The organism is Phocaeicola salanitronis DSM 18170, assembly GCF_000190575.1.
GTDB lineage: Bacteria > Bacteroidota > Bacteroidia > Bacteroidales > Bacteroidaceae > Phocaeicola > Phocaeicola salanitronis.
In genome coordinates this window covers 2,779,075-2,799,472 of sequence record NC_015164.1, presented here as the reverse complement: position 1 = coordinate 2,799,472, position 20,398 = coordinate 2,779,075, and the positions used below count along the sequence as shown (strand labels likewise).

General features: G+C 51.1%; 17 protein-coding genes. 14 read left to right on the top strand and 3 right to left on the bottom strand.

What is annotated here, in order from left to right:
* The first annotated feature begins 2 nt into the window (after positions 1–2).
* The 9 genes from ybeY (at position 3) to BACSA_RS12035 (ending at position 7,500) form a co-directional block, all read left to right on the top strand.
* Positions 3–425, top strand: coding sequence for an rRNA maturation RNase YbeY (gene ybeY / locus BACSA_RS12075; RefSeq protein ID WP_013618375.1), 423 nt, complete (start codon positions 3–5; stop codon positions 423–425).
* Between the two features lie 166 nt (positions 426–591).
* The gene (mnmG, locus tag BACSA_RS12070; RefSeq protein WP_013618374.1) at positions 592–2,463 is read left to right on the top strand and encodes a tRNA uridine-5-carboxymethylaminomethyl(34) synthesis enzyme MnmG; all 1,872 of its coding nucleotides are present in this window, start codon (positions 592–594) and stop codon (positions 2,461–2,463) included.
* Between the two features lie 56 nt (positions 2,464–2,519).
* Positions 2,520–3,044 carry an adenine phosphoribosyltransferase gene (locus tag BACSA_RS12065; RefSeq protein ID WP_013618373.1) on the top strand — a complete coding sequence of 175 codons (525 nt, stop codon included), beginning with the start codon at positions 2,520–2,522 and terminating at the stop codon, positions 3,042–3,044.
* A gap of 133 nt (positions 3,045–3,177) precedes the next feature.
* Positions 3,178–4,986, top strand: a complete 1,809-nt coding sequence (gene uvrC, locus BACSA_RS12060; RefSeq protein WP_013618372.1) for an excinuclease ABC subunit UvrC — start codon at positions 3,178–3,180, stop codon at positions 4,984–4,986.
* A gap of 126 nt (positions 4,987–5,112) precedes the next feature.
* Positions 5,113–5,565: a D-aminoacyl-tRNA deacylase gene (dtd, locus tag BACSA_RS12055; RefSeq protein ID WP_013618371.1), complete on the top strand. Its 453-nt coding sequence runs from the start codon at positions 5,113–5,115 to the stop codon at positions 5,563–5,565.
* Between the two features lie 118 nt (positions 5,566–5,683).
* Complete coding sequence (locus BACSA_RS12050; RefSeq protein ID WP_013618370.1) at positions 5,684–6,013, top strand: nucleotide pyrophosphohydrolase; 330 nt, start codon at positions 5,684–5,686, stop codon at positions 6,011–6,013.
* A 44-nt stretch (positions 6,014–6,057) separates the two neighbouring features.
* The gene (gene deoC, locus BACSA_RS12045; protein ID WP_041584396.1) at positions 6,058–6,966 is read left to right on the top strand and encodes a deoxyribose-phosphate aldolase; all 909 of its coding nucleotides are present in this window, start codon (positions 6,058–6,060) and stop codon (positions 6,964–6,966) included.
* 88 nt (positions 6,967–7,054) lie between these two features.
* Positions 7,055–7,294 (top strand): DUF3791 domain-containing protein, encoded by a 240-nt coding sequence (locus BACSA_RS12040; protein WP_013618368.1) that lies wholly within the window; start codon positions 7,055–7,057, stop codon positions 7,292–7,294.
* A complete protein-coding gene (locus BACSA_RS12035; RefSeq protein WP_052305991.1) occupies positions 7,291–7,500 on the top strand; it encodes a DUF3990 domain-containing protein in 210 nt (69 codons plus the stop codon). Before BACSA_RS12040 ends, BACSA_RS12035 begins: the two co-directional genes overlap by 4 nt.
* A gap of 672 nt (positions 7,501–8,172) precedes the next feature.
* Here BACSA_RS12035 and BACSA_RS12025 read toward each other — a convergent pair.
* Both BACSA_RS12025 and BACSA_RS12020 read right to left on the bottom strand, forming a co-directional pair.
* Positions 8,173–9,129 carry an IS3 family transposase gene (locus BACSA_RS12025; protein ID WP_262501257.1) on the bottom strand — a complete coding sequence of 319 codons (957 nt, stop codon included), beginning with the start codon at positions 9,127–9,129 and terminating at the stop codon, positions 8,173–8,175.
* Between the two features lie 8 nt (positions 9,130–9,137).
* Positions 9,138–9,497 carry a hypothetical protein gene (locus BACSA_RS12020; protein ID WP_013616650.1) on the bottom strand — a complete coding sequence of 120 codons (360 nt, stop codon included), beginning with the start codon at positions 9,495–9,497 and terminating at the stop codon, positions 9,138–9,140.
* A gap of 377 nt (positions 9,498–9,874) precedes the next feature.
* Here BACSA_RS12020 and BACSA_RS12015 point away from each other — a divergent pair, with 377 nt between their 5' ends.
* From BACSA_RS12015 to BACSA_RS11995, 5 genes are all read left to right on the top strand, one after another.
* Complete coding sequence (locus tag BACSA_RS12015) at positions 9,875–12,046, top strand: alpha-N-acetylglucosaminidase (protein WP_013618366.1); 2,172 nt, start codon at positions 9,875–9,877, stop codon at positions 12,044–12,046.
* 112 nt (positions 12,047–12,158) lie between these two features.
* Positions 12,159–13,229, top strand: a complete 1,071-nt coding sequence (locus tag BACSA_RS12010) for an acyltransferase family protein (protein WP_013618365.1) — start codon at positions 12,159–12,161, stop codon at positions 13,227–13,229.
* A gap of 174 nt (positions 13,230–13,403) precedes the next feature.
* Complete coding sequence (locus BACSA_RS12005) at positions 13,404–15,710, top strand: GH92 family glycosyl hydrolase (protein ID WP_013618364.1); 2,307 nt, start codon at positions 13,404–13,406, stop codon at positions 15,708–15,710.
* 343 nt (positions 15,711–16,053) lie between these two features.
* Positions 16,054–17,469 (top strand): glycoside hydrolase family 28 protein, encoded by a 1,416-nt coding sequence (locus BACSA_RS12000; RefSeq protein WP_013618363.1) that lies wholly within the window; start codon positions 16,054–16,056, stop codon positions 17,467–17,469.
* Positions 17,470–17,555: 86 nt separating this feature from the next.
* Entirely contained in the window at positions 17,556–18,449 is an 894-nt protein-coding gene (locus BACSA_RS11995) for an Rpn family recombination-promoting nuclease/putative transposase (protein WP_013618362.1), read from the top strand.
* A gap of 176 nt (positions 18,450–18,625) precedes the next feature.
* On the opposite strand, the gene BACSA_RS11990 is transcribed toward BACSA_RS11995, so the two are convergent.
* The gene (locus BACSA_RS11990) at positions 18,626–20,395 is read right to left on the bottom strand and encodes a DUF4957 domain-containing protein (protein ID WP_013618361.1); all 1,770 of its coding nucleotides are present in this window, start codon (positions 20,393–20,395) and stop codon (positions 18,626–18,628) included.
* Positions 20,396–20,398 lie beyond the last annotated feature (3 nt).

Genomic DNA, 20,398 nt, shown 5'->3' with positions numbered 1-20,398 from the left:
CTATGATTACGTATCAGACCGAGGGAGTGGAAATGCCCTCTATCAGGAAAAGAGAGACCACGGAATGGGTGAAAGCCGTCGCCCAAACGTATGGAAAGAAGGTGGGAGAGATAGCCTACATCTTCTGCTCCGATGAGAAGATATTGGAGGTGAACCGCCAATACCTGCAACACGATTATTATACCGACATCATCACCTTCGACTATTCCGAAGGAAACCGCATTGCGGGCGACCTGTTTATCAGCCTCGACACGGTGCGCACCAATGCCGAACAATTCAATGCCCCGTATGACACCGAGCTGCACCGGGTCATCATCCACGGCATCCTGCACCTGTGCGGCATCAACGACAAAGGTCCGGGCGAGCGTGAAATCATGGAAGCCGCCGAGAACAAGGCACTCGCCCTGCTGGCGGAAATGGGTTGACGTGATTCACCACGGAGGACACAGAGCCAGGCACCTATATGCATCCACCCACGCACCTATATGCATCGCCCGATGCATATAGGTGCCTTTTTCTTTTTCCCTTATTCCATAGCTTAACCCACCTTTTTTTCGTATTTTTGTGCCGTATATTAAAATGTAAAGACGAATGGATTTTAACTACGACGTGATTGTAATCGGGGCGGGACATGCCGGATGCGAAGCCGCGGCGGCTTCCGCCAACTTAGGTTCGAAGACCTGCCTCATTACGATGGACATGAACAAGATTGCCCAGATGAGCTGCAACCCTGCCGTGGGCGGAATCGCCAAAGGACAAATCGTAAGGGAGATTGACGCGCTGGGAGGCTATATGGGAATCGTGACCGACCGCACCGCCATCCAGTTCCGGATGCTCAACCGCTCGAAAGGACCTGCCATGTGGAGCCCCCGCGCCCAGTGCGACCGGGCGAAGTTCATCTGGACCTGGCGCGAGATACTGGAAAACATCCCCAACCTGCATATCTGGCAAGACACGGTAGAAGAACTGCTGGTAGAAGACGGAGAAGTAAAAGGAGTGGTCACCTGCTGGGGTGTCACCTTCTACGCACGGTGTGTCATCCTTACCGCAGGCACGTTCCTGAACGGGCTGATGCACATCGGACGCAAGATGCTCGCCGGAGGACGGTGCGCCGAACCGGCTTCGTATCACCTGACCGAATCCATCACCCGGCACGGCATTACCGCCGGACGGATGAAGACAGGTACCCCCGTACGCATCGACGCACGGAGTGTAGACTTCTCGCTCATGGAGACACAAGACGGAGAAAATGATTTCCATAGCTTCTCTTTCATGAGCGAACCGCGCCACCTGAAGCAATTGCAATGCTGGACATGTTATACAAACGAGGAAGTGCACGCCGTATTGCGGAGCGGGCTTGCCGACTCTCCTCTCTACAACGGGCAAATCCAAAGCATCGGTCCGCGCTATTGCCCCAGCATCGAGACCAAAATCGTGACCTTCCCCGACAAGCCGCAACACCAGCTTTTCCTGGAACCCGAAGGCGAAACGACCCGCGAGCTTTACCTGAACGGCTTCTCGTCTTCGCTCCCGATGGACATCCAGTTTGCCGCCCTGCGTAAGATACCATGCTTCCGCAACGTAGTGGCTTACCGCCCGGGCTATGCCATCGAATACGATTATTTCGACCCCACCCAGCTCACGCATACGCTGGAATCGAAGGTCATCAAGAACCTGTTCTTCGCCGGACAAGTGAACGGCACTACCGGATACGAGGAAGCAGGCGGGCAAGGCATCATTGCCGGCATCAACGCACACCAGAACTGCACCGGAGGCGAACCGTTCGTATTGGGAAGGGACGAGGCTTACATCGGCGTGCTGATAGACGACCTCGTGACAAAAGGCGTGGACGAGCCTTACCGCATGTTTACTTCACGCGCCGAATACCGCATCTTGCTCCGTCAGGACGATGCCGACATGCGCCTTACCGAACGGGCTTACCGCCTCGGCCTTGCCAAGCGCGACCGCTACGACATGCTTTGCCGCAAGCGGGAAATGATACAGCATCTGGTAGAGTTTGCCAAGGTCTACTCCATCAAAACCGATAAAATCAACGACACACTGGAGAGTCTGGGCACGGCAAGGCTTGCCCACGGATGCAAGTTAATCGACCTGCTGAGCCGCCCGCAAATCACCATCGAAAACATCGCGCCGCACATCCCCGCCTTCCAAGCTGAACTGGATAAAGTGACCGACCGGAAAGAAGAGACCCTCGAAGCCGCGGAGGTGCTGATAAAATACCAAGGCTACATCGACCGCGAACGGATGATAGCCGACAAGATACACCGGCTGGAAAGCATCAAGATAAAGGGACGGTTCGACTATGCCAACCTGAACTCGCTCTCCACCGAAGCACGTCAGAAGCTTATCAAGATAGATCCCGAGACACTGGCACAGGCAAGCCGCATACCGGGTATCTCGCCCAGCGACATCAACGTGCTCCTTGTCCTGCTGGGCAGGTAAAGCACAATGTTTCACGTGAAACAACAAGTTTAAGAAACAATCATAAAACACTGGCTATGAACAAAGAAACATTAAGAAAAAATCTAAGAGAAATCCCAGACTTCCCCAAGCCGGGAATCTTGTTCTATGACGTAACCACGCTCTTCAAAAATGCGGAGTGCCTGCAAGGGCTCATCGACGAATTATACGAGATGTACAAGGACAAAGGCATCACCAAAGTAGTAGGCATCGAGTCGAGAGGCTTTATTCTGGGCGGAGCCTTGGCGGCACGGTTAGGCGCCGGCTTCATCATGGCACGCAAGCCGGGCAAGCTTCCCGCCGAAGTCATCGAAGAGACCTACGCCAAAGAATACGGAACCGATACCATCCAAATCCATCGCGATGCCATCGATGAAAACGACGTAGTGCTTCTTCACGATGACCTGCTCGCCACAGGAGGCACCATGGCGGCTACTCATCGGCTGGTTAAGAAATGCGGAGCCAAGCAAGCCTACATCAACTTCGTCATTGAGCTGAAAGGGCTGAACGGGCGTAAGGCATTCCCCGAAGACGTGGAAGTGACTACCCTCTTGCAATTATAATCAGCAGGGACTAGTTAACCAGGTACTAGGGACTAGGTTTTAATACCTCCATTGATGTGGCGAAGAAAGCTTTAGTATCTAAGACCTAGTCCCTAGTACCTAGTCAACTAGTCATCTCAAATGAACTACGAAAATGGAAGAACTGAAGACCAACGAATACTTGCGGGGAATCGTAATGAACCTGCCAACCAGCCCGGGCATCTACCAATACCTGAATGCAGAGGGAACCATCATCTATGTGGGGAAGGCAAAGAACCTGAAGCGCCGTGTCTACTCGTATTTTTCGAAAGACCACCACTCGGCAAAAACCCGTATTCTGGTGAGCAGGATAGCCGACATACGCTACATCGTGGTAAACACGGAAGAAGATGCGCTCCTGCTCGAAAACAACCTTATCAAAAAATACAAGCCCCGCTACAACGTCTTGCTGAAAGATGACAAAAGCTATCCTTCCATTTGCGTGAGCAACGAATACTTTCCGCGTGTGTTCAAGACACGGAAGATTGTGCGCGACGGTTCCACCTACTTCGGACCTTATACCCATTTCCCTTCCATGCAAGCCATGCTCGACCTTATCAAGAAACTGTACCCTCTCCGTACTTGCCACCTGGCTCTCACACCCGAAAACATTCAGGCGGGCAAATTCAGGGTCTGCCTGGAATATCACATCAAGAATTGCAAAGGTCCCTGCATAGGAGCGCAATCGCACGAAGAATATATGGCAAACATTGCATCCATTAAAGAACTGCTAAAGGGAAACACGCAAAAAGTGAGCCAAGGGATGATGCAGGAAATGATGCGGCTTGCCGATGAAATGCGGTTTGAAGAAGCACAGCTCATCAAAGAGAAATACGAGCTGATTGAGAATTACCGGTCGAAAAGCGAAGTGGTAAGTTCGGTGCTGCACAACATCGATGTCTTTTCCATCGAAGACGACGAGCAATCCGCCTACATCAACTATCTGCACATCACCAACGGGTGTATCAACCAAGCCTTCACGTTCGAATACAAAAAGCGGCTGGAGGAAACAAAAGAAGAACTGCTGGAGATGGGCATCGTAGAAATGCGCGAACGCTACAAAAGCCAGTCGAAAGAAATCATCGTGCCGTTTGAGTTAGATTTGGAAATGGAAGACGTAACTTTCACCATTCCCCAGCGGGGCGACAAGAAGCATCTGCTGGAGTTGTCCATCCTCAACGTAAAGCAATACAAAGTAGACCGGCTGAAGCAAGCCGAAAAATTGAATCCCGAACAACGCAGTGTCCGTCTGCTAAAGGAAATTCAGGAACAACTGCACATGGAGAAAATTCCCCTTCACATCGAGTGCTTCGACAATTCCAACATCCAGGGAGCAGATGCCGTAGCGGCTTGCGTGGTATTCAAGAAAGGACGCCCCAGCAAACAGGACTACCGCAAATACATCATCAAGACAGTAGTAGGTCCCGACGATTATGCTTCGATGCAAGAAGTGGTACGCCGCCGCTACACACGCATTCTGGAAGAGCAAGGAGAATTGCCCGACCTGATTCTAACCGATGGCGGCAAAGGACAGATGGAAGTGGTGCGCCAAGTCATCGAAGACGAACTCAGTCTGCATATCCCGATAGCCGGACTTGCCAAAGACAACAAACACCGCACTTCGGAAATTCTCTTCGGCTTTCCACCCAGAAACATCGGACTCAAGCAGGGGACTCCCCTCTTCCACTTATTGGAAAACATACAGAATGAAGTCCACCGCTTTGCCATCACTTTCCATCGCGACAAGCGAAGCAAAAGCCAGATTGCCTCGGCACTGGACGGCATCAAGGGCGTAGGCAAAATGCGTAAGGAAGCGTTGCTGAAACATTTCAAGAGCGTGGCACGCATCAAGAAAGCCTCGCTGGAAGAACTCGCCGAAGTGGTAGGGATGAGCGTGGCGCAAACCATCAAAGAGACTTTGTGAGTTTTTAAGTTTAAGAGTTTGTAGATTGAAACATGAAGAACTCGAAAAACGAAAGAACTAACAAACTCAAAAACTCACAAACTTACAAACTAAAATTGTATCTTTGCGAAAAACCTAAAAACCGATATGAGAGTAGTAATCCAACGTGTAAGCCATGCATCGGTCACCATCAACGGGACGTGCAGATCGGCTATTAAGGAAGGCTTCCTCGTCCTGCTTGGCATCGAGGAAGCCGACGGACAAGAAGATGCAGACTGGCTATGCAAGAAAATCGTCAACCTGCGTGTATTTGATGACGAGAACGGAGTGATGAACAAATCCATTCTGGAAGCAGGAGGCGATATCATCGTCGTCAGCCAGTTTACCCTGATGGCTTCTACCAAGAAGGGAAACCGTCCTTCGTACATCCGCGCCGCCAAGCACGAAACCGCCATTCCTCTCTACGAATACTTCTGCAACGAACTGAGCATCGCCTTAGGCAAGCAGGTAGGTACCGGCGAATTCGGAGCCGACATGAAAGTAGAATTGCTGAACAACGGTCCCGTCACGATATGTATGGATACGAAGAATAAGGAATAAAAAAACAATCCAGTTGACAAGGTAACAAGTTGACGAGTTAACAAGGCTCTAAATACCTTGCATAACAATTCAAGACCTTGTTCCCTTGTCAACTCGTTAACTTGTCAACTAAATAATTATGACAATCGAAGAAGCACAGAAAACAGTCGATAACTGGATAAAGACCTACGGCGTACGCTACTTCAGCGAACTGACCAATATGGCGGTACTGACCGAGGAAGTAGGCGAACTGGCACGCATCATGGCACGCACCTATGGCGACCAGTCGTTCAAGGAAGGCGAGAAACACGACCTGGGCAACGAGATGGCAGACGTACTTTGGGTGCTGCTCTGCCTTGCCAACCAAACGGGCGTAAACCTGACCGAAGCTTTCCGGAAGAACCTGGAAAAGAAAACAGCACGCGATAAAGAAAGACATCAAAACAACCCAAAATTGAAAACGACATGAGCAAGAACGAAGAATTTGAAAGCGAACTCTTCCAAAACTTGGATATGGAAGACAAAGAGCACCTGAACCAACCCAGCAAGTATGACATGGCATTGGGAAAATACAACACGGCATTAAAAGACGAGGACATCGCGGCAAAGACCGCCCACATTATCGAGAAATACGCGGCGGAAAACGACACGCCCGAAGTAAAGAAGTTCCTCTTCCATTGCATCGACCTCACCACGCTGAAATGTACGGACAGCGAAACCAGCGTCATGAAATTCACCGAACGGATCAATGCCTTCGATGACGAACACCCCGACCTGAAGAACGTAGCAGCTATCTGCGTCTACCCCAACATGGCGGAAATCGTGCACGACACGCTGGAAGCCGACAACGTGAAGATAGCCTGCGTATCGGGAGGCTTTCCTTCCTCGCAGACATTCACCGAAGTGAAAGTAGCGGAAACCGCCATGGCATTGCATGCCGGAGCCGACGAGATAGACATCGTGATTCCGGTAGGCAAATTCCTCAGCGGCGACTATGAAGGCATGTGCGACGAGATACAGGAACTGAAAGACGTGTGTGGTGAAAAGCACCTGAAAGTAATCCTCGAAACGGGCGCATTAGGCTCTGCCGAAAACATCAAGAAAGCCTCCATCCTCGCCATGTATTCAGGAGCCGATTTCATCAAGACTTCCACCGGAAAAGAAAAGCCCGCCGCCACTCCCGAAGCAGCTTTCGTGATGTGCCAGGCAATCAAGGAATACTTCCTGGAGACCGGACGCAAAGTAGGATTCAAGCCTGCCGGAGGCATCAACACAGTACATGATGCAGTGGTATATTATACGATCGTAAAAGAACTGTTGGGCAAGGAATGGCTTACCAACGAACTGTTCCGCCTCGGGACCAGCCGTCTTGCCAACCTGCTTCTTTCCGACATCCTGGGCGAAGACACAAAGTTCTTCTAAGCGGTTATCAGTCTCCCCTCTTCCTTTTCCATATCATGATGTGTTTATTGGAATGTTTGTTTAAGCTACACGTTAATATGATGAAGAAATGAAAACCGATAAGAAAGACAAAGAACTTGACATAGCCTATTTCTTGTCGTTCTGCATTGAACAGTACAAGAACAAGCATCAAATGAGTGGTGAAGAAGTCGCTACCTTGTTTGAACGATATGGCGTATTGCCTTATTTGGAAGACAATTTTGAGGTGCTTCACACGCAAAGTCATCAATGGCTAATGGATGAGATAGAAGAACTGATAGACAGACGAAAAAGCGAAGCGAAGAAATGATACTTTATCACGGCAGTATAGAACAGGTGAAGAAGCCTGAAATAAGAAGAACCAACAGGGCGTTAGACTACGGAAGCGGTTTCTATACGACAACTTCAGAAAGGCAGGCTACGCTTTGGGTGAAACGCAAATTGGGACAAAAAAGCGGTACAGGTTACGTCAATGTCTATGAACTGGACGAAACATATCGCAGAGCTAATCAATGAGTTGAAGACATACGTGCTTGTTGACCAATGGCTGTTCCATACGGAATGTTCCCTGCATTATCTCATATTTAAAGAAGCAAAGGAGGTGAAAGGATGAACTTAGAAATTACCAACCAAAATCTGTATTTACTGTTGCCGGGAAAAGTAAGCCGGGTAGCGCAGATATACGCCAATGACCAAAAGATACCACTTCGAACAGCTCTTTACCGGTTTTATAGTTCGGATACTTACAAAAGACTGGCAGAGGAAACTACGAAGCTTTGGCACTTGGGCCCCGTAGCTCTCTATGCGGAATTCTCAGATGAATTGAAAAGAAAACATAAAATACGAATGATTCCAAAGTAAACAGTAGCTGCATAGGCAAAGACAACGGGCTGTCCTGCCAGTCCCGATAAGCCAGTACTGCTGTTTTAACGTGCCAGGACTGCAGTCCTTATATACTAGGACTACAGTCCTACCTATCAGGACTGATGGAAGGACTGTAGCTTTGTAGAAAAGGTTGACTACTTTAAGTCTTATTCGTAGTACGGGTTGACTCGTATTATTACTATTCATGCACAGGGTTAACCCTGTGGCCGTTTTTTCATGAAAAGGGTTTACCTTTCCGTTTTCGAGGCAAAGATAAGCTTTTATTTTCATCTTCCTCTCTATAACAAGGTAAAAACGTAAGTTTCATCCGGAGGCCGGCCGGCTTCCGGTCTGTGGGCGGCTTTGTCCTTTTATGGCCCTCTCCCGGAAACTGGTCCACTTCTTCTTCAGCTCCCCCTTGCACCGGGAGGCTTCGGCCGGCGTCATGCCGTCCAGGCTCCAGTGGGGACGTTCGTTGTTATAGAAGTCCACCGCCGCCTTCACCGCCTCCCTTACCTGAGTGATGTTCAGGAACGTCATGCCGCCGAGCAGCTCATTCTTGACCGTGTTGTTCACCCGTTCGGCCACCGCGTTGTCTTTCGGATTGCCGCTTTCGGTCATGCTGATGCGGATCTGACGTTCCTTCAGACGCCGCGTGTACTCGTAACTGGCATATTGCACGCCCCGGTCCGAATGGTGGATCAGGCCGCTCAAGTCCCTGTCCCCATAGTGCCGCAAGGCCATTTCCAGCGCTTCAAGGGGATAGCGGGAGTCCAATGTCTCGCCCACGCTATAGCCCACGATTTCCTTTGTGTAATAATCGGTTATGAGCGAAAGGTAGCAGAACGTGTATTCCCCCGTCAACGGATCCGTCCAGCATACGATGTAGGTGATGTCGCTCACTATCAGCTGGCAGGGCGCATCGGGTATCAGCGCTTTCACCAGGTTCGGATAGACCGGAAGCCCGTGGCGCGAATCGGTCGTCACGGCACGACGCTTACGGCGGCGGAGCTTAAGCCCGTGGCGTTCCATTATCGCATAAAAACGGTTGAAGCCCACGTGCCAGGCTGTGCCGAAACGGCGGTTGTACATCTGCCACAACTTGCCTCCTCCTATGCCCGGATCCTTGCGGCGGACCTCTCTGACGTAGTCCACAACGAAAGATTCCAGCGCCAGGCGGTGCAAAAGCTTGTCCTCATGCTTGTAGTAGGCCTGTTTGCTTACACCAAGCAGACGGCACATCGGGGCAATGCCGTAAAGACGCTTGTCCCGGACGTGCAGCCTACATGCTACTTGGTGCCAGCTTTTTTTAGCCGTATGCCGTATACTTCCTCCCCGAATGCGACCATCTCTTCATAGAAGTCGGCGCGGAGGCGTTCCCGTTCAAGCTCTTTCTTCAAACGGGCCAGTTCATTCTGAAGACGCTTGTAATCTTCCGGAGTCACATCTTTTCCTTGACGTTTCATCTGTTCTGCTATTTGAGGGTTTTCACGCTCAAAGGTAGACAATATACGATACAAAGTCGTACGGCTTATGCCGAATTTTTTCATTAAGGCGGAATTGTCCAACCCCTCAACTTTACACAAACGGTAAATCTCTACTGCACGGATGCAAGAATGATCGTGCACAAAACTTTCTTCTTTTTTCATTTTCTTGACTCTGATTTATGAGTCAACCTTTTCTAAAATAAGACAGACTGATATGCATCCGGCAACGCAGCTGCCTGTATGCACGAAGCCATGCACCTGATGCAGGGGAATAAGCCTGGTTCTTCCCTTTTGCATCATCGTATACAATCCAAAAATGAATAGCGGAATATAAATTCCGCAAACATCCCATGTAGGGGCGTATCGCATACGCCCGAATGCGTCAACTAATCCACGTGGATGTTTTCGGGCGTATGCAATACGCCCCTACAGTTTATTGGGAAAATACGGTATCCATATTGCGAAAAGCCCCATGCGGCTTCTTTGTTCATTCGTTCATTTTTATTACATTTGCAAAAACCTATAAACAATGTAATAATATGAAGCTCAGAAACCTCTTGCTGGCAGGCTTGTTGTGCCTGCTTCCCTTCTCTCTTTTTGCAAACCCTATCAAAGGACTATTGGAACGAATCGAACCGGGAGCATCTAAAAAATTCATCATTCAGCTCCAGAAGAACGCAGATACCGACTTCTTCGAATTGGACCAAAAAGGAAACAAAATTGTGGTACGCGGAAACACCTACGTAAACATCGCTTCCGGACTGAACTGGTACCTGAAATACTACGCCGGCATCCACCTTTCGTGGAACAACATGACGGCAGAACTGCCCGCTTCTCTCCCACCCGTCACCAAGCCCGAACGGCATGAAACAGACCTAAGCCTGCGCTACGACTTCAACTATTGCACCTACTCGTATACCATGGCTTTCTGGGACTGGGCACGCTGGGAAAAGGAAATCGACTGGATGGCACTGCATGGCATCAACCTTCCGCTTGCCGCCGTGGGACAGGAATGTGTATGGCGCAACATGCTTGCCAAACTAGGCTACACAAAAGAAGAAACCAACCGCTTCATTGCCGGTCCGGCGTTCCTTGCCTGGTGGGCGATGAATAACCTCGAAGGATGGGGCGGGCCGAATCCTGACAGCTGGTACACGCAGCAGGAAGCCTTGCAAAAGAAAATCCTGAAACGGATGCGCGAATACGGTATCGAGCCGGTACTGCCGGGATACTCGGGCATGGTTCCTCATGACGCTCACCAGAAACTGGGACTGAACGTGACCGAACCGGAATTGTGGAACGGTTTTACCCGTCCGGCATTCTTAATGCCTACCGACAAGCGGTTTGCCGAAATCGCCGCCCTCTATTACGAGGAACAAGAGAAACTCTTCGGCAAAGCCAACTACTATTCAATGGATCCTTTCCACGAATTAGAGAATGCCGGAGAAGTTGATTTCGATGCAGCCGGCAAGGCGGTAATGGATGCGATGAAGCAGGTCAACCCGAAAGCCGTCTGGGTGGTGCAAGGCTGGACCGAGAACCCGCGTCCGGAAATGATGAAGAACCTGAAGAACGGCGACCTGCTTATCCTTGACCTCTTCAGCGAATGCCGTCCCATGTGGGGCATCCCTTCTATTTGGAAGCGCGAGAAAGGATACGAGCAACACGACTGGCTGTTCTGTATGCTGGAGAACTTCGGAGCCAATGTTGGGCTGCACGGGCGCATGGACCAACTGCTGAATAACTTCTACCTTACCAAAAACAACCCGCTTGCCGCCCACCTGAAAGGCATCGGTCTGACCATGGAAGGCAGCGAAAACAATCCGGTGATGTTCGAATTGATGTGCGAATTGCCGTGGCGTCCCGAGAAAATCACCAAGGAAAGCTGGCTGAAAGAGTATCTGGCTGCCCGCTATGGAGCAAAAGACGAAAAGATAGAACAGGCATGGATGATTCTTGCCGACGGCATCTACAACTGTCCCTTCGGAAACAACCAGCAAGGACCTCACGAATCCATCTTCTGCGGACGTCCCAGCATGAACAACTTCCAAGTATCGAGCTGGTCGAAGATGGAAAACTATTACGACCCTACCTCTACCGAGGCCGCCGCACGCCTGATGCTGGAAGCAGCCGACAAGTTCCGGGGCAACAACAATTTCGAATACGACCTGGTGGACATCGTGCGCCAGGCACTTGCCGACCGCGGACGAATCGTCTACAATCGGGCGATAGCCGACTTCAAGAGCTTTGACAAGCGCAGCTATGCACGCCATTCGAAAGAATTCCTCAACCTCTTACTGGCACAAGACCGTCTGCTTGCCACCCGTAGCGAATTCCGCGTAGGACGCTGGATAAACCAGGCACGCAGTTTGGGCAACACACCCGAAGAAAAAGACCTGTACGAATGGAACGCCCGTGTGCAAATCACTACATGGGGCAACCGCGAGTGTGCCGACAAAGGCGGCTTGCGCGACTATGCCCACAAGGAATGGAACGGTATCTTGAAGGACTTCTACTACAAGCGTTGGGCGGCATGGTGGGAAATGCTGCAAGGCGTATTGGACGGCGGAGAGATGCAGGACATCGACTGGTACGCCATGGAAGAGCCGTGGACCTTGCAACACAATCCGTACAAGGCTGAAGCGGAAGGCGACTGCATCGAGACCGCCCGCGAAGCAATGTCGCTTCTCACCACAGATTACACAGATTAATATAATTGAAACGCAGATTTTTCGCAGATTAACGCAGAATAGACAGACAAATAAAATGACAATCTGCGAAAATCCGCGTTAATCTGCGTTTCAATTTAATAGAACCATTTATATGAAACAACGGCTTCTCTCTCTCGATGTCCTGCGGGGCATCACCGTATTCGGCATGATTGTGGTCAACAATGCCGGAGGGGAATATTCGTACGATTCGCTCCGCCACTCCGTTTGGAACGGACTGACGCCGTGCGACCTTGTGTTCCCCTTTTTCCTCTTCATCATGGGAATATCCACCTACATCGCTCTACGCAAATTCCAGTTCCAACCCTCCCCTGCCGTCCTACGGAAAATTGTGCGGCGTACCCTGCTCATCTTCCTCATCGGTTGGGGTATCTACTGGTTCGAGTTTGCGTGCGAAGGCGACTTCCTGCCCTTTGCCCATATCCGCATCCTAGGCGTGCTGCCACGCATTGCTTTGTGCTACGGCATTGTCTCGCTGCTTGCCCTTTACGTACGCCCCAAAGGACTGGCGTGGATAGCCGGTATCCTGCTGTTAGGCTATGCTCTCCTGCTCCAGTGGGGAAACGGTTACGCAATGGATTCTACTAACATCCTTGCCATCTGGGACACAAAGGTCTTGGGTTACGAGCACCTGTACCATAAAAGCCCCGTCGACCCCGAAGGGCTGACCAGCACCCTCGCTGCCATCGCCCACACGATTATCGGCTTCCTCTGCGGACGGCTGATAATGGAGACACAAGACTTAGGACAGAAAATTGTGAAGCTCTTCGTTGCCGGATTCCTGCTGGCTGCTGCCGGATTCCTGCTAGTGGAATGGTTGCCGCTAAACAAGCGCATCTGGTCGCCCAGCTATGCCCTCGCCACGTGTGGAATGGCGGCGATGCTCCAGGCTACGCTGCTTTACTTCATCGACGCACAAGGGAAGAAACGCTGGTGCCGCATCTTCGAAGTATTCGGGGTCAATCCGCTCTTCCTCTACGTGCTGAGCGAGCTGACCGCCGTGGTGCTCAACGTCACGGAGTACAAACCCGCCGTCTACGGAGCCATCCACAGCGTCATCGGCAATCCTTATGTAGCCTCCGCCGTCTACTCCCTGCTCTTCGTGAGCGTAATGGGAGCCATCGGATATCCGTTGTACAAGAAAAAGATATATATTAAAATATAAGGAGTTAGAAGGAGTTAAAGGAGTTATCACTCCGCTTCGCTCCGTTAGGAGTTAAAAGACAATACCGTTGCAAATGTGAGCCATAACAAGACTATTGGCTTTTAACTCCTAAGCCCGCTAAAGCGGGCGATAACTCCTCTAACTCCTTCTAACTCCCTAAAAAACATCAACGCCATGAAACGATTCAATCCCAACAGCCTTTGGGTTTTGCTGCTGACGGCATTCCTGCCGTCATGCACATCCCCAACTATTCCGGACAGATTGAGCTGTATCGACACCCGTGTGGGAACAGCAGCCAGCGTCACCCGCACAGCCGGCATGTTCGGCAAGCATACCGAAGAATACGGACAGACTTTGCCCGCCGTGCTCGAACCGAACGGCATGAATTTCTGGACACCGCAGACGCAGGACACCGAACTGAAGTGCATCGCCCCGTATTACTACCGCGACTCGCTGATGCAAGGCTTCCGCAACTCGCACTGGATAGTGGGCGGATGCACGCAAGACTATGGCTCGATGACCCTCGCGGCTCTAAGCGGCACGCTGCGCTGCACACCCGAAGCACGCGCCACACGCTTCTCGCACGACGATGAGACAGCAACCCCCTCCTACTACGCCGTAACCCTACCCGACGAGCACCTGAAGGCGGAAATGACCGGACGCTCGCGTGCCGCTATCTTCCGCTTCACTTACGAACAAAAAGGCAACGCCTACTTAGTGGTCAACCCCAACAGCGACGAAGGCGAAGGCTACATCGAAATCGATACGTTGAACCGACGCATCTATGGCTACAACCCCGTGCACCGCATCTACCAGGGCTGGGGCGAAGCGGCAGGCTACAGCGGGCACTTCGTCATCGAATACCAGAACCAGCCCACCGCCTTCGGCACTTTCCGTGGCGACAGCCTCTTCGCTAATCAGACCCACATCCAGTCGGGACAAGGCATCGGCGTATACGTGCAGTTCGCCGTGACGGAGGGCGAAACGCTGCTGGTGAAAGCCGCCTCATCGTTCACCGACCGCGAAGGCGCCCTGCGCAACCTCGCCGCCGAAATCCCGCACTGGGACTTCGACCGCACCCGTCAGGAGCTTTCCGGCATCTGGGAGCGACACCTGGCAAGCATCCAGGTAAAGACCGGTGACGAGACCGCCCGGCGGAAGTTCTACACCGCCCTCTACCACGCCTCGTTCCTGCCCCGCGCCTTCAGCGATGCAGACGGACGCTACCCTTCGTTCGCCACCGGCAAGCCCGTCCGCCAATTGCCTGAGGGTGAGACTTATTACGAAGACTACAGCCTATGGGATACCTACCGCGCCCTGCATCCGCTCCTTAACCTGCTCTACCCCACCCGCGCCGGACAGATGATGCAATCGCTCGTGCATAAATACGAAGAAGGCGGCTGGCTCCCCATCTTCCCCTGCTGGAACAGCTATACGGCGGCGATGATAGGCGACCACTGCATTGCCGCACTGGGCGACGCCTACGTGAAGGGCATCGGCGGATTCGATATCCGTAAGGCATACGAGGGAATGCGCCGCAACGCCTTCGAAAGCCCCTCTACGCACGAAGAATACATCAATGGCATGGGCAGACGAGCCTTGCCTTCATACCTCCGGTACGGATACATCCCGCTGGAAGACAGTGTACCCGACGCTTTCCACAAACGCGAACAGGTGTCGCGCACGCTGGAGTACGCCTACGATGATTTCGTGCTGGCGCAAGTGGCGGAACGCCTGGGAAAGACAAAGGATTATGAGACCCTGATGCGCCGTGCGCAGAACTACCGCAACGTCATCGACCCCCGCACCGGATACGCGCAGGGGCGGCACGCCGACGGCACTTTCCTCGCCGAGGACAACGCTTTCCGTTTCGCCCCGTTCATCACCGAAGGCGCGCCTTGCCACTACACATGGTACGTGCCCCACGACCCCTACGGCCTCATGGAATGCATGGGAGGCGAGGAAGCATACGTGGCGAAGCTCGACTCGATGTTCAGCCAAGGGCGTTACTGGCACGGCAACGAGCCTTGCCACCAAGTGGCGTTCATGTTCAACTACGCCCGCCAGCCGTGGAAGACGCAACGCGCCGTGCGCCACATCCTACAGACCGAATACCTCGACGCGCCCGGCGGCCTTTCGGGCAACGACGATGCCGGGCAGATGTCGGCATGGTACGTCTTCGCCGCCCTCGGCTTCTACCCCGTGTGCCCCGGCACGCCCTGTTACGTGCTGGCAAGCCCCTCGTTCCAAGAAGCCGTGCTGACCTTGGAGAACGGCAAGACGTTCCGCCTCGTGGCACCCGAAGCCTCGGCAGAGAACATCTACATCCGGAGCGTCACCCTCGACGGCAAGCCTTATACCAAGAACTACATCACCCACGAAGACATCCTTCGGGGCGGTACCATGGAGTTCGAAATGGGTCCGGAGCCTGTTCCCGGCTGGGGAAACAAACCGGAAGACTGCCCGCCAAGAGCCTTCTGAGAGGTGGAAAATGCGAGGCGAGGGGTCGCCGCACACTTTCCGACACCCTGAAAGTCCCCGGCGAGGGGTCGCCGCGCATTTTTGTAGTGATTTAAGTAAGTATGCAAAATGAAATGATATTATCAGAAACACAGATTTTCGCAGATTAGCGCAGATTACTTTAATTTACGATTTGACAATTTACTATTCGAGCATTAAATCGTACTTCGTAAATCGAAAAATAGTAAATCAAAAGAATCCGCGCTAATCTGCGCTAATCTGCGTTTCTGAGCTGACACATTATATAAACTAATTCTCAACATCTACTTATAACCGAATTATTCACCTAAAAACCAATTTTGATATGACTGGAATCTTTAAGACAAACCGACTGCTGCTTTTCGTGCTGGGCATCTGCCTCCTCGGCTCGTGCCAGACGAAGCAAACCAATGTGTACAACATCCTGGACTACGGAGCCACGGGCGACGGCACCACCGATGATGCCCCTGCCCTGCAACGCGCCATTGACGCCTGCTCGAAGGCAGGAGGCGGCACGGTGCTCGTCCCTGCCGGACATACTTTCTTGTGCAGCCCCTTCCGGCTCGCCTCGTATGTCGACCTGCATCTTGAACCCAATTCGTGCCTGCTGGCGAACCCCGACGAGAGCGTCTACACCGAAAGCGCGTTCGGCGAAAACCGGGGCGAAGGGATGATGTGGATTAGCGGCAAAGGACTGAAAAACGTGTCCATCACCGGAACGGGAACCATCGACGGCAACGGCGTGGCATTCATGGGCAAGGAACTGGAAGACTCGTACGAACTGAAGCCCGTGACCGACTTCGACCCGCGCCCGCACGTGCTGACACTGACGGATGTCGAAAAGCTGGTCATCCGCGACGTAACCATCCGCAACAGCGCCTACTGGACCGTACATCTCATCGGCTGCCGTGACGCTTCGATAGACGGCATCAACATCCTGAACAACCTGAAAATCCGCAACGGCGACGGCATCGACGTGGACCATTCGAAAGACGTGCGCATCGCGAACTGTTTCATCGAGTCGGGCGACGACTGCATCTGCCTGAAGAACCGCCGCGAGTTCGAGCAATACGGTCCCTGCGAGGATGTAGTGGTGAGCAACTGCACAATGACCTCGCGCTCGTGCGCCATCAAGATAGGGTCGGAAAACATGGACAGCATCCGTCGCGTGCTCTTCACCAACTGCATCATCAAGGACAGCAACCGAGGCATCGGCATCCAGAACCGCGACGAGGGTACGGTGACCGACGTGACGTTCTCGAACATGATAGTAGATTGCCGCTTCTTCTCCGACGTGTGGTGGGGAAAGGCTGAAGCCATCTACGTCACCTCCTACCCCCGCGCCGTAGGCAACCACAAGGATGCCGGCTGGCGTTTCCCGAAAGGAGCGACAAAAGGCGCATGCGGCGAGGTGAGCCACATCTACTTCCATAATATCCGCTGTATGAGCGAAAACGGGGCATTTGTAGGCGGCGACACACCCGAAAAGGTAAACCACATCTACTTCGACCAAGTGTCGCTCTCGCTGCAAAAAAAGACCGCCTACGAGGGTGGTATCTACGACAAGCGTCCGTGCGACGGCGAAGGCTTCGTGCGTGGCAACACGTACGGCTTCTACATCGACACGGCTTCGGACATCCGGCTGCAGTCGTGCAACGTAGCATGGGGTACTCCCCGCCCCGACCATGCGGCAGACAATGTGAAAACGGTCAATGCCACGGGAGTGAAGGTGATGCCGTAAGGTTTGAAACACATATTCCTTTTGCAATCTTTGTCCAAGTGTAGAAAAAACGTATCTTTGCACATATACATATAACTCCCTGATTTATGGAAAAGAACCAATACATACGATTTGACTGGGCGATGAAGCGTCTGCTGCGCAACAAAGCCAATTTCGGCGTGTTGGAAGGACTGCTGACAACACTTCTGAACGAACCGATTAAAATAAAGCGGCTGTTAGAAAGCGAGAGCAATCAAGACTCTGAAGACGACAAACAGAACCGCGTAGACCTTTTGGCAGAAAATGACAAAGACGAACTGTTTATCATCGAAGTGCAAAACAACTCCGAGTATGCCTATTTTCAACGGATGTTATTCGGCACTTCCAAACTTGTCACAGAATACATCAACCGCGGGGAAGGCTACCAAAATATCCGCAAGATATACAGCGTAAACATTGTCTACTTCAATTTAGGCAACGGAACGGATGTGGTATACCACGGCAAGACAGAATTCCGGGGCATACACAACGGTGAGCTATTAAACCTCAGCCCCTTCCAACAGCAGAAATTTCAAGTAGACGAGGTAAGCGACCTTTATCCGGAGTATTATATTTTAAAGGTAAACGACTTCGATAAATGGTCGAAAGTACCGTTGGAGCAATGGATTTATTTCCTCAACACAGGCAATATTCCGGCAGACGCCACCGCTCCGGGACTCGAAGAGGCACGCGAAAAATTACGTCTGGAACAGATGAGTAAAGCCGAACTTAAAGCCTATTACCACCATTTGGACAATGTCGTAATATTGCGTGACAACATCATTACCGCCCGTGGTGAAGGACGGCTGGAGGGCCGTGCTGAAGGAAGGAAAGAAGGAAGGGAAGAAGGAAGGAAAGAAGAACGCTTTGAAAATGCCCGGAATTTTAAGAAACTAGGTGTCCCGATAGAAATCATCTCACAAGCAACCGGACTGACTGCTGACGAAATTGCTGCCTTATAAGCCTTTCCTTTTTAAAAACACGAATGCCCGTATTGGCAATCACAAACGCTTACATCAGCAAATGTAAACGCTTGTATCGGCCAATACGGGCATCTGCATAAGAAGCCAAAAAGAGGCGGTGCATGATGTACCGCCTCTTTTGAACATTTATCTTAGAAATACAGCTTTTACATATTTTATTGCCAACGCGGGTCGCCGATGCCAGACTCTCCAATGTTACCAATCACCTTGAAATCACCCGTAGACGGACTTTGCCATAATTCCGTTTCACTCATTCCAAGCTCTTGCAAGCCATCAATCGGATAAGTAGTACCCTTATCGTCAGCCCACCAGCCAAAGTCTGTCTTGAAGCTCTTACTTACGTTTACAGTCGCCTTGCTTGCATTCAGGAAAATCGAGCCAACCGTTCCTGCAGTATACGTAATGATGTCTCCACCCTTACTTTCTTTCGATGCCATAGAAGGACCAAACAAAGAAGATGTAACAGTCAGTGTCACGTCATTGCTTCCGAAACGGAAAAGAGGCGTGTTGGCATTGGCATTTGTTTCCATCGGAGCATAACAGAAAGTACAGTTCTCAACATTTACCTGCATCGGATTGGCAGAAGCACGGAAATCGGCAAACATCACAATATTCATTACTGTAGAATTTTTCAGCGTGACATTCTGCATATCCGCCTTCTTATTATTCGTAGTAACAACGCCTTGATCCCCGATTCCATTAAACGTACAATTATCAAATGTTACGTTTTGTACATTATCATTATCAGCTTGCAGACGAACTACAGCACGATAACCTTCGAAATGACAGCCTTGGAAAAGCAAACTGCCCAATGTAGATCCTGTTCCATTTTCGTTAAATACCTGACGCCCTCCAAAGCCTTTGTTATTCGTATCCTTTACTTCATAACCTCCTCCCGGAATTGCCTTATCGCTATAGAAGTCTACGTTATTAAATGTCACACTTCCCACCGTAGCACCTTTGGCACACTGCATACCGCCACTGGAAATGAAACGTGCATTTCCGCCTAAAGTCGCGCCAGTCATAAAATTAACCGACTTATCAAACTGAATATCACTACTGATTTTGTATTCAAAATCACCGCGAAGAATGATCGTCATACCTTCTCTTACCTGTGCCCAAAACTCATCGGACTTCAGCGTATCAACAGCATGTTCTTCATCGTAGTTACGGATATCTAAGTAGTTGTCTCCGAACATTGCATCGAAATCTTCCGGAGCCGTTGTCTCAATGCTCTGTTTACCAGCATAAGTTGAATTATCCTGTACGTCTGCATCGCTATAAGCGGTAAAAGTATAGGCGGTTTCCGAGTTCAATCCAACAATATCGATTGTTCCGGCAGCATAATCTTCGTCACTGACTTCTACCAGACGTACATCACCTACAGCAGTTTCATCCGGAGTAGTGGCAGGGTCTTCCGTTACCTTCTCACCCTCTTCCACCTTAAACACCTTAATGACAGAACCTCCCTGATCCCACGTAATGCGCACAGCATTATCAATAGACCTAATACCGGTCAGCTTGGTCAGATAAGTTACGCTGGCTTCTGTAGTCTCATATTGCTCAGAAGACTTATCGCCTCCCGAACAACTGATACGAACAATGTAGCGCTCGTCCCAGTCAAGGTTAGAGAATGTGTAAGGAGATTCCGTACAAGTACCCGTTTCGCAAGGAGTTTCTTCATAAATACTTTCTCCGGTCGTCTCGTCAGTTCCTATCACTTTATACAATTCCAAATCATAGTTCGTAGCACCTTTAATATTCTCCCAGTCTACCACAATATTATTTTGCTCAACGGTCAATGTCGCCACCGGGCGGAACATTCGGGGGGCATCGCCTAAAGTTTCATCATCGCTGCATGCAGTAAAAGTATAACTTACCGCACCAGCCAACAACATCATAACTAAATATTTCTTCAGTTTCATAAT

Bases quoted from the DNA above. Each gene is read 5' to 3' on its own strand.
- BACSA_RS12035 (WP_052305991.1), top strand. From the start codon at position 7,291: ATGATACTTTATCACGGCAGTATAGAACAGGTGAAGAAGCCTGAAATA.
- BACSA_RS11990 (WP_013618361.1), bottom strand. From the start codon at position 20,395: ATGAAACTGAAGAAATATTTAGTTATGATGTTGTTGGCTGGTGCGGTA.
- BACSA_RS12040 (WP_013618368.1), top strand. From the start codon at position 7,055: ATGAAAACCGATAAGAAAGACAAAGAACTTGACATAGCCTATTTCTTG.
- ybeY (WP_013618375.1), top strand. From the start codon at position 3: ATGATTACGTATCAGACCGAGGGAGTGGAAATGCCCTCTATCAGGAAA.
- dtd (WP_013618371.1), top strand. From the start codon at position 5,113: ATGAGAGTAGTAATCCAACGTGTAAGCCATGCATCGGTCACCATCAAC.
- BACSA_RS12000 (WP_013618363.1), top strand. From the start codon at position 16,054: ATGACTGGAATCTTTAAGACAAACCGACTGCTGCTTTTCGTGCTGGGC.
- BACSA_RS12005 (WP_013618364.1), top strand. From the start codon at position 13,404: ATGAAACGATTCAATCCCAACAGCCTTTGGGTTTTGCTGCTGACGGCA.
- BACSA_RS12010 (WP_013618365.1), top strand. From the start codon at position 12,159: ATGAAACAACGGCTTCTCTCTCTCGATGTCCTGCGGGGCATCACCGTA.
- uvrC (WP_013618372.1), top strand. From the start codon at position 3,178: ATGGAAGAACTGAAGACCAACGAATACTTGCGGGGAATCGTAATGAAC.
- BACSA_RS12050 (WP_013618370.1), top strand. From the start codon at position 5,684: ATGACAATCGAAGAAGCACAGAAAACAGTCGATAACTGGATAAAGACC.
- BACSA_RS12020 (WP_013616650.1), bottom strand. From the start codon at position 9,497: ATGAAAAAAGAAGAAAGTTTTGTGCACGATCATTCTTGCATCCGTGCA.
- BACSA_RS12065 (WP_013618373.1), top strand. From the start codon at position 2,520: ATGAACAAAGAAACATTAAGAAAAAATCTAAGAGAAATCCCAGACTTC.
- BACSA_RS11995 (WP_013618362.1), top strand. From the start codon at position 17,556: ATGGAAAAGAACCAATACATACGATTTGACTGGGCGATGAAGCGTCTG.
- deoC (WP_041584396.1), top strand. From the start codon at position 6,058: ATGGAAGACAAAGAGCACCTGAACCAACCCAGCAAGTATGACATGGCA.
- BACSA_RS12015 (WP_013618366.1), top strand. From the start codon at position 9,875: ATGAAGCTCAGAAACCTCTTGCTGGCAGGCTTGTTGTGCCTGCTTCCC.
- mnmG (WP_013618374.1), top strand. From the start codon at position 592: ATGGATTTTAACTACGACGTGATTGTAATCGGGGCGGGACATGCCGGA.